Origin of the sequence: Kitasatospora sp. NPDC051914 (genome assembly GCF_040680995.1) — a bacterium.
Classification (GTDB): Bacteria; Actinomycetota; Actinomycetes; order Streptomycetales; family Streptomycetaceae; genus Kitasatospora.
In genome coordinates this window covers 1-8,060 of sequence record NZ_JBFAXX010000128.1, presented here as the reverse complement: position 1 = coordinate 8,060, position 8,060 = coordinate 1, and the positions used below count along the sequence as shown (strand labels likewise).

Here is an 8,060-nt window from a genome sequence, read left to right as displayed (position 1 = left end):
ACCGCCCCGTACAACGGCTGACCCGGCCCACTGACAGGTCTGCGCCGTCCGGGCCGCCGCTGCCCCCCCCCCCCGGGGCGGTCCGGACGGCGCAGGCCGCGAACACGTCCGCTTCGGCGTCACGTGGAGCGTCAGCGTCACCTCCGCTTCCTGACCCCGCCAAGCCGCGGCGCGGAGCCGAACCTCCGCCGCGGCTTCCTGTTCCTTCTCTCTCGCTTTCGTCACCACCGAGGAAAACTCATGCTCGCTGCCCTGTCCGAGATCAACTGGTTCGCCGTGATCGTCGCCACACTCGTCTTTGCCGTCCTCGGCGGTCTCTACTTCGGCGTCATCGTCGCCAAGCCCTACAAGGTCGCGCTCGGCAACGAGAACCGCGAGCTGCCGAAGCCCGGTCCGATCTTCATCGTCGGACCGCTGGTCTCAAGCCTGCTCGTCGTCATCACCAGCGCGGTCCTCCTGCGGGCCCTCGAAATTGAATCCGTCGGCGCCGGCATCGGCTTCGGACTCGTCATCTCGATCGGTTATCTCATCGCGCAGACGCTGACCATCGCGATCAACCCGAACTTTCCCCGCCCGCTGCTGTACACGCTGATCAACGCACCCTACTTCATCGTTTGCACCGTGACGGCAAGCACCATCCTCACCCTCTGGCAGTGACCGGCACGCACGAAGGAGTCCCATGTACGGCATGCTCACCGACCGCTTCGGCGTCACCTGGGTCCTGGACGCCGCCGCCCGTACAACGGCTGAGCCGGCCCACTGACAGGCCTGCGCGGGCCCACTGACAGGTCTGCGCCGTCCGTGCCGCTGCCTCCCCCTGGCGGTCCGGACGGCGCAGGCTGCGAACACGTACAGCATTGGAAGGAAAACAGGTCACCGTGCGGATGCGGAAGCTGGGACGGACCGGCATCGAAGTCAGCGCCTACTGCCTGGGCACCATGGTGTTCGGCAAGATGGGCAATCCGGATCACGACGACTGCGCGCGCATGATCCACCGGGCGCTCGACGCGGGCATCAATTTCATCGACACCGCCGACGTCTACGGCTACAGCGAGACCGAGGAGATCGTCGGCAAAGCCCTCGCGGGACGCCGCGACGAGGTCGTGCTGGCGACCAAGTTCAACGGACCGATGGGCGGGGGTCCCAACCACAGCGGCAGCTCCCGGCGCTGGATCATCCAGGCGGTCGAGGGCTCGCTGAAGCGGCTGCGGACCGATTACATCGACCTCTACCAGATCCACCACCCCGACCCGCACACCGACGTCGAGGAGACCCTCTCCGCGCTCACCGACCTCGTGCGTGCCGGGAAGGTCCGCGCGACCGGCTCCTCCAACCTGCCGGCCTCGGAAATCGTCGAAGCCCAGTGGGTGTCCCAGCAGCGCGGCCTGCACCGCTTGCGAACCGAGCAGCCCACCTACTCCATCCTCAACCGCGGCATCGAGCGCGAGGTCCTGCCCACCTGCAGCCGCTACGGCCTGGGCGTTCTGGTGTGGAGCCCGCTGGCCATGGGTCTGCTCACCGGCCGCTACCGCAAGAACACCCCGCGGCCGGACAATCCCCGCATGCGGTGGGTCCCGCGGCATCTCACCGACGAACAGAAGCTTGATGCCGTCGAGCAGTTGCTCTCCCTCGCCGAAGAAGCCGGCCACTCCCTCACGCACCTGGCCATGGCCTTCGCCACCAGCCACCCCGACGTCACCGCCGCGATCATCGGCCCACGCACCATGGAGCAGCTCGACGACCTGCTCGCCGGCGCCGCCGTCACCCTGGGCGACGACATCCTCGACAAGATCGACACAATCGTCCCGCCGGGCACCGACATCAGCCCTCTGGACGTCTCCCACACGCCCCTCTCCCTCACCCGCACCGACCTGCGCCGACGCCCGCCCCACGAGCGGGCCGCAGCCTGAGAACGCCATGACCGTCCTCGACACCCGCGCCCTCAACCGCGCCACTCTCGCCCGCCAGCACCTGCTCACGCGCAGCGACACCTCCGCGCCCGAGGCGGTGGCCCACCTGTGCGGCCTGCAGGCGCAAGAGCCCCAGGAACCCTTCATCGGGCTGTGGTCCCGCCTGACCGACTTCAAACCGGAGCAACTGGACGATGCGCTGACCGGCCGCACCGTAGTGCGCACCCACCTGATGCGCCGCACCGTCCACCTCGTCACCTCCGACGACGCACTCGCCTGGCGAGCCCGCCACGACACCATGCTGCGCCGGCGAGTGCTGGGAACCTACCCGCGCGAACTGGCCGGCATCGACCTGGACGAGCTCGCCGCCGCCGGCCGCTCCGTCATGGCCGACCAGCGGCCCCGCACCATGCGCGAGCTCGTACAAGCCCTCGAGGACCGCTGGCCCGGCCCACCACGCCGCGTCCTGGGCGAACTGCTCGTCGCCGCCCTCATCCCCATGGCCCAACTCCCGCCCCGCGGCCTCTGGCAGCAGACCGCCGGCGTACGCAACCTGCCGCTGGCCACCTGGCTGGAACGGGACATCGACCCCCTTCCCGCCGGTGACGGCGATCCCATAGGGCAGCGACTACTGCGCCGCTACCTCGCCGCCTACGGGCCCGCCGCAAGCGCGGACCTGCGCGCCTGGTGCGGCCTCGCCGGGCTTCCCGCCGCGATCAAGGCCGCCCGCGAAGAACTCGTCGTCTTCCGCGACGAACGCGGCCGCGAACTGCTCGACCTGCCCGACGCACCACGCCCGCACCCCGATACCCCCGCCCCGGTCCGGTTCCTCCCGGCCTTCGACAACGCCGTCCTCGGCTACCACGACCGCAGCCGCATCATCGACGCCCCCCACCTCGGTCTGTCCGTCGCAGGCCACCGCATGGTCCTCGTCGACGGCCGTGTCACCGCCACCTGGACCGTGCGCAGCCACCGCCTGCGCATCAGCCCCCTCCGGCCCCTCACCGCCCTCGAGCAGGAAGCCGTCCGCGCCGAAGCCCAGGACCTGACCACCTTCCTGGACGAGGACATCGAGCACGTCCGACTCGACACCGAAAACTGACGATCACCCACTCCAGGTCCCGACGAGACGGGACCGTTCGCACCTCTCGGAGGATCCATGAACCCGCACCTGTCCCGGCTGACTCTGGCCGCCGTCACGACTGTGGCACTCGGCCTGGGGGCGGTCGCCTGCACCGGAGCAGACACGGACCCCGCCCCGTCGAAGACGGCAGCGGGGGCAGCGACGGCAGCGGGGACAGCGTCGGGTGGTGGCACCGGCGGTGCGGCCGGCGCCTCCCCGGCCCGTTCCTCGGCCGCGCCGGTGCCCGCGACGACCGGCGGCAACCAGGCGGCCAGCCGATGCCACACGTCCGAGCTGAAGGCGGACGTGCAGATCCAGCCCGACCACCCCGGCTCGGCGATGGTCATGCTGGTCAACAAGGGCACGCGGAGCTGTACGGTCTTCGGGTACCTGGGATTCGGTGGTCTGCTCGCCGACAACAGCCGCCTCGACGTCACCACCGCGCGCGTCGCCCAACCCGGGCCGCCCACCCAGATCACGCTGAAGCCGGGGACCACCGCCTTCTCCGGCCTGACGTGGGCGCCCTGCGACAAGTCGGACACCAACTGCCGGGTCCTGTCGGGCCTGGTGGTGACACCGCCGGACGAGACCACCCAGCTGACCGCCACGGTACTCGGCACCGACGGCAAGACCGTCCCGCAACTGACGGTCTCGGCGACCGGCCTGAAGACCGGCACGCTCCAGCCCTCCAACCAGGGCGTGCTGCTCCCGTAGCGGTGTCCACGCCGTCGGCGGGCGGGCGTGCGCGGGCAACCGCATCGCGTCCACCGAGAACCCGCACGTGTGTTGGGCCGTGCCGGATGCCCGTCGCAGGGACGTTCACTGTCTCTGGGCGGGCACTGAGAACCGGCGCAAAAAGCCCCGGCCGCCCTTTCGGCAGCCGGGGCTTGCCATGTTGGTGGAGCCTTTGGGGCCCTTGCCCGGTAACGCCGGGCGGTTGGCCGGCCGGCTTCTGCGCGTGCCGGATGTGGCGCTTTGGGCAGGGTCGTAGGAACGGCTTGCGCGAGCGCCCCGGTCCCATCCGCCTATGGTCGTAGGCCGTGCATCAGGTTGGAGACGAGTCCGGCGACGAATTCCTCGGTGACGGGCGCGTCGGGGATCAGCAGCCGGTGGTAGCAGGCGCCCCAGAGCTGGTCGACGACGATGCTCGGGTCCACGTCGGCCCGCAGCTGGCCGCGTTGCTGGGCGCGTTGCAGGACGTCGACGGCCAGGCGGCGGCGCGGACCGGAGTAGTGCTCGCGGAAGGCGGTGGCGAGGTCCGGGTCGGTCTGCGCCGCGCCGACCAGTTCGGTGACGATGCGGCCGGCCGGGGTGTCCGCGGTGAGGTGGACGAAAGCGCGCAGCTGGGCGAGCAGGTCGGCCTCGATGTCGCCGGTGTGGGGGAAGGCGAGCGTGTTCTCGACCGCGGCGAAGTACCCGTCGAGGGCGAGCGCCCCCTTCGAGGGCCACCACTTGTAGATCGACATCTTGCTGACGCCCGCCGTCGTGGCGACCCGCTCGATGGTGAAGCCTGCCATGCCTTCGTCGAACAGCAGTGTGCCGGCGGCGGCGAGGATGTCGCGTCGCACCTCGTCGGCCGGTCGCCGGCCCCGGCCGCGCCGTACGGGGGCGTCGCCGTCCGGGGTGGTACTGGTGCCTTCACCTGCGGTCGATGGCGTTGCCACGCGGCCTCCTCGGGTCGGTTCAGTGAGTCTTCCCTCAGATTATATGGACGCAGCGTCTACATGTCGCTAATATGGACGCATCGTCCATTACGGGCCGGGTTCCTCCGGCCGCCGAAAGGAGTCCTCCCATGACCACCACCAACACCCACACCGCCACCTCGCGCGTCGCCGTCGTCACGGGCGGGTCCGGCGGCATCGGCCGGGTCGCCGCCGAGCGCCTGGCCGCCGACGGCCTGGCCGTCGTCGTCTCCTACTCGGGCAACCCCGTCCCCGCCGAGGAGGCGGTGCGGGCGATCGAGAAGGCGGGCGGCACCGCCATCGCCGTCAAGGCGGACGTCGCCGACGAGAGTGAGGTGGCCGCCCTGTTCGACGCGGCCGAGGAGCGCTTCGGCGGCGTCGACGTCGTGGTCCACGCGGCCGGGATCATGCTGCTCGCGCCGCTGGTCGAACTCGACCTCGCCGACTTCGACCGGATGCACCGCATCAACGTGCGCGGCACCTTCGTCGTCGGCCAGCAGGCCGCCCGCCGCGTCCGCTCCGGCGGCGCGATCGTCAACTTCTCCAGCTCCGTCACGAAGATCGCCCTGCCCAGCTACACCGCCTACGCCGCCACCAAGGGCGCCGTCGACGCCATGACGCTGATCCTCGCCAAGGAACTGCGCGGCCGCGACATCACCGTCAACGCCGTCGCCCCCGGCCCGACCGCGACCGCCCTGTTCCTGGACGGCAAGCCGGAAGCCGTCGTCGAGCACCTGACGAAGATGTCGCCCCTGGAGCGACTGGGCACCCCCGACGACATCGCCGAGGTCGTCTCCTTCCTCGCCGGCCCGGCCCGCTGGGTCAACGGCCAGGTCCTCTACGCCAACGGCGGCGTCATCTGAACACCCGTCAACCCACCCCCGCCCGAACACCCGTAAGGAACGTGAACAGCATGTCCAAGACCGTCCTCATCACCGGCGCGTCCAGCGGCTTCGGCGCCATGACCGCACGCGCCCTCGCCGACGCCGGCCACCTCGTCTACGCCGGCATCCGCCACACCACCGGCCGCAACCGCCCCGCCGTCGCCGACGCCGCCCACTACGCCCAGGAACACGGCGTCGACCTGCGCACCGTCGAACTCGACGTCGGCGACCAGGCGTCCGTGGACGCCGCCATCGCCACGATCGTCGCCGAGGCAGGCCGGATCGACGTGGTCGTGCACAACGCCGGCCACATGGTCCTCGGCCCGCTGGAGGCATTCACACCGGAACAGCTGCACGAGGTGTTCGACGTCAACGCGGCCTCCACCCAGCGCGTCAACCGCGCCGTCCTGCCCCACCTGCGCCGGCAGGGCGACGGCCTGCTGGTGTGGGTCGGCTCGACCAGTACCCGCGGCGGAACCCCGCCCTTCCTCGGCCCCTACTTCGCCGCCAAGGCCGCCATGGACTCCCTCGCCGTCACCTACGCCGCCGAGGTCGCGCGCTTCGGCATCGACACCACGATCGTGGTCCCCGGCGCATTCACCTCCGGCACCAACCACTTCGCCCACTCCGGCCGCCCCGCCGACACCACCGTCGCCGACGCCTACCAGGCCCGCTACGCGGGACTGTCGGAGCAGGTCGGCGCACGCCTGGCGGAGATCACCCCGCCCGACGCGGACCCGGCCGAGGTCGCCGCCGCGATCGTGCGCGTCGTCGACACCCCCAAGGGGCAGCGTCCCTTCCGGGTCCACATCGACCCCGTGGACGACGGCGCCGAGACCGTCAACCGCGTCGGCGACCTGGTGCGCACCGCCTTCTACCACCGCATCGGCCTCGACGACCTGCTCGCCCCGCACCTCCCCTGAGCCCGGGCCCAGGACGATCGGTACAGCGGTCACCGCGGGGTTGACCTCGACCTCACGGTGACCGCAGCGCGGCATCGGCGGGTGGAGCGGCGGGTCCGCGCGGAGCACCCCGCAGGCGCTGGTCCGAAGCTCGTCAATCGCCGTCGCGACCCCCCGTAGCCTTCGACCGCGCTACCACCACGAGCAGGGTCTCTCCAAGCGCCTGCTGACCGGCCGCGACATCTTCATCCCCGAGTTCCTCGACACCTAGTCGCACCGATCCGGGCGAAGCACCCACCAGTCCTGCAAGGACACCGTGTTCCACCGCGATACCTTCACCATCAACTGAGACCCGTACAGGGCGGCATGGAAGGCGGCAAGCTCGCGGGCCCGCTCCTCGCTCCGCACGCCGTGCAGCACGAGGTACACCGACCTACGCGATCCACGCCAACCTTCTGCCCGCGGACCAGGCGGACGATGGCGGCCCGCAGAGCGTCGCTCACGGCGTCGTCGACGGTGTGAAAATGCGCATCGAGCGGCCCTGATTCGAACGCTTCGCGCACCTGCACGGCCGAGACCTGCTCGAACAGGCCGACGACATCGCGCTGCACCTGGTGGCCGCGCCCGCGGTGCCCGCTCGGGTGCGAAGACGGCTGGCTCCTTCAGGAGTCCCAGGTCTACCCGTAGTGCCGGCCCAACGGCACGGTCGTGGACATACGACTGGACGACGACCAGGCCGCCGACCGCCATCGGCCGGAGCCCCCGGGCGAGGCCTCGCCCGGCCGGGACAACCGGCCCGCCGCCACCCCCACGGGAACCTCAGCCCGCACCTCCACGGCCCTCCCCTCCGGCAGGCCGTGGTCGGCGTGAGCCTCGGCCAGCAAAGCTCCGGCGATGCCCGCTGGATCGCCGGCCCACTGGAACGCGGCCCGTTCGGCGGAGCCAAGCGGATGGGCCGGCCTCGCTTCCAGATCGACGCCTTCCGCTGCCCCCACTGCGGCGACCTGGAACTTTTCACCCGTCAGCAGCTCAGCTAGATCGCCGCAGGCTCCGTCCCGCCCTCGACCGGCTCGCCAGCCGAGCCGCGCCGGCGGTCACCAAAGGCTGCCTCGAGCCGGTAGTACCGCCGGTGTACGCGAATCCCGGCCGGCCGCCGCTCTCCCACACCTGCGCCGCGGCGTTGGTCACCGCCTCATGCTTTCCTCCCCTGGCTAGTGGCTCGGGGGCGGCACCTGCCCGGAGTTGGATGCTGGCACCTCCGTCGGCGACTCCCGCGGGCGGGCCCCAGCGCGATGACGCGCTGGGGCTACCCGACGGGTCCGAGTTCGCCGTCCTGCGCTACTTCGCCCTCAACGGCACCGACCACCGCATCCACGCCGAGGTCCGCACCCGGGCCGCCGACCACGTCCGCCGGTGCAACGCCCACGCCGAACCGAAGACCGGTTTCGCGCCCGAGTCGCCGATCCGCCGGTGGACCGAGCCGGCCAAAGCTGCGTGACCATGCCCAGCAGCAGTGATCTTCGCTGGATGCCCGTGGGCGGACGGGCGGCCCCGGCCTG

Annotated in this window: 9 protein-coding genes; 8 read left to right on the top strand and 1 reads right to left on the bottom strand. The window is 71.0% G+C overall.

Annotation, left to right across the window (positions count from 1 at the left end; genetic code table 11):
• Positions 1–240 precede the first annotated feature (240 nt).
• The 4 genes from AB0M03_RS38825 to AB0M03_RS38810 all read left to right on the top strand — a co-directional run bounded on the left by AB0M03_RS38825 (position 241) and on the right by AB0M03_RS38810 (position 3,747).
• A complete protein-coding gene (locus AB0M03_RS38825; RefSeq protein ID WP_363501275.1) occupies positions 241–657 on the top strand; it encodes a DUF1761 domain-containing protein in 417 nt (138 codons plus the stop codon).
• A 221-nt stretch (positions 658–878) separates the two neighbouring features.
• Positions 879–1,910 carry an aldo/keto reductase gene (locus AB0M03_RS38820; RefSeq protein WP_363501273.1) on the top strand — a complete coding sequence of 344 codons (1,032 nt, stop codon included), beginning with the start codon at positions 879–881 and terminating at the stop codon, positions 1,908–1,910.
• A 7-nt stretch (positions 1,911–1,917) separates the two neighbouring features.
• The gene (locus AB0M03_RS38815; protein WP_363501270.1) at positions 1,918–3,012 is read left to right on the top strand and encodes a winged helix DNA-binding domain-containing protein; all 1,095 of its coding nucleotides are present in this window, start codon (positions 1,918–1,920) and stop codon (positions 3,010–3,012) included.
• A 57-nt stretch (positions 3,013–3,069) separates the two neighbouring features.
• Positions 3,070–3,747 carry a DUF4232 domain-containing protein gene (locus AB0M03_RS38810; RefSeq protein WP_363501267.1) on the top strand — a complete coding sequence of 226 codons (678 nt, stop codon included), beginning with the start codon at positions 3,070–3,072 and terminating at the stop codon, positions 3,745–3,747.
• Positions 3,748–4,058: 311 nt separating this feature from the next.
• On the opposite strand, the gene AB0M03_RS38805 is transcribed toward AB0M03_RS38810, so the two are convergent.
• Positions 4,059–4,697 carry a TetR/AcrR family transcriptional regulator gene (locus tag AB0M03_RS38805; RefSeq protein WP_363501264.1) on the bottom strand — a complete coding sequence of 213 codons (639 nt, stop codon included), beginning with the start codon at positions 4,695–4,697 and terminating at the stop codon, positions 4,059–4,061.
• 128 nt (positions 4,698–4,825) lie between these two features.
• On the opposite strand from AB0M03_RS38805, the gene AB0M03_RS38800 reads away from it, so the two are divergent.
• The 4 genes from AB0M03_RS38800 to AB0M03_RS38785 all read left to right on the top strand — a co-directional run bounded on the left by AB0M03_RS38800 (position 4,826) and on the right by AB0M03_RS38785 (position 7,999).
• Positions 4,826–5,578, top strand: coding sequence for an SDR family oxidoreductase (locus tag AB0M03_RS38800; RefSeq protein ID WP_363501261.1), 753 nt, complete (start codon positions 4,826–4,828; stop codon positions 5,576–5,578).
• Between the two features lie 50 nt (positions 5,579–5,628).
• Complete coding sequence (locus tag AB0M03_RS38795; RefSeq protein ID WP_363501258.1) at positions 5,629–6,522, top strand: SDR family oxidoreductase; 894 nt, start codon at positions 5,629–5,631, stop codon at positions 6,520–6,522.
• An 836-nt stretch (positions 6,523–7,358) separates the two neighbouring features.
• Positions 7,359–7,538 (top strand): hypothetical protein, encoded by a 180-nt coding sequence (locus AB0M03_RS38790; RefSeq protein WP_363501255.1) that lies wholly within the window; start codon positions 7,359–7,361, stop codon positions 7,536–7,538.
• A 209-nt stretch (positions 7,539–7,747) separates the two neighbouring features.
• A complete protein-coding gene (locus AB0M03_RS38785; RefSeq protein WP_363501252.1) occupies positions 7,748–7,999 on the top strand; it encodes a hypothetical protein in 252 nt (83 codons plus the stop codon).
• The last annotated feature ends 61 nt before the right edge of the window (positions 8,000–8,060 follow it).

What these genes read in the sequence shown, in the direction of transcription:
- AB0M03_RS38815 (WP_363501270.1), top strand. Translation starts at nt 1,918, where the DNA reads ATGACCGTCCTCGACACCCGCGCCCTCAACCGCGCCACTCTCGCCCGC.
- AB0M03_RS38825 (WP_363501275.1), top strand. Translation starts at nt 241, where the DNA reads ATGCTCGCTGCCCTGTCCGAGATCAACTGGTTCGCCGTGATCGTCGCC.
- AB0M03_RS38795 (WP_363501258.1), top strand. Translation starts at nt 5,629, where the DNA reads ATGTCCAAGACCGTCCTCATCACCGGCGCGTCCAGCGGCTTCGGCGCC.
- AB0M03_RS38810 (WP_363501267.1), top strand. Translation starts at nt 3,070, where the DNA reads ATGAACCCGCACCTGTCCCGGCTGACTCTGGCCGCCGTCACGACTGTG.
- AB0M03_RS38785 (WP_363501252.1), top strand. Translation starts at nt 7,748, where the DNA reads ATGCTGGCACCTCCGTCGGCGACTCCCGCGGGCGGGCCCCAGCGCGAT.
- AB0M03_RS38800 (WP_363501261.1), top strand. Translation starts at nt 4,826, where the DNA reads ATGACCACCACCAACACCCACACCGCCACCTCGCGCGTCGCCGTCGTC.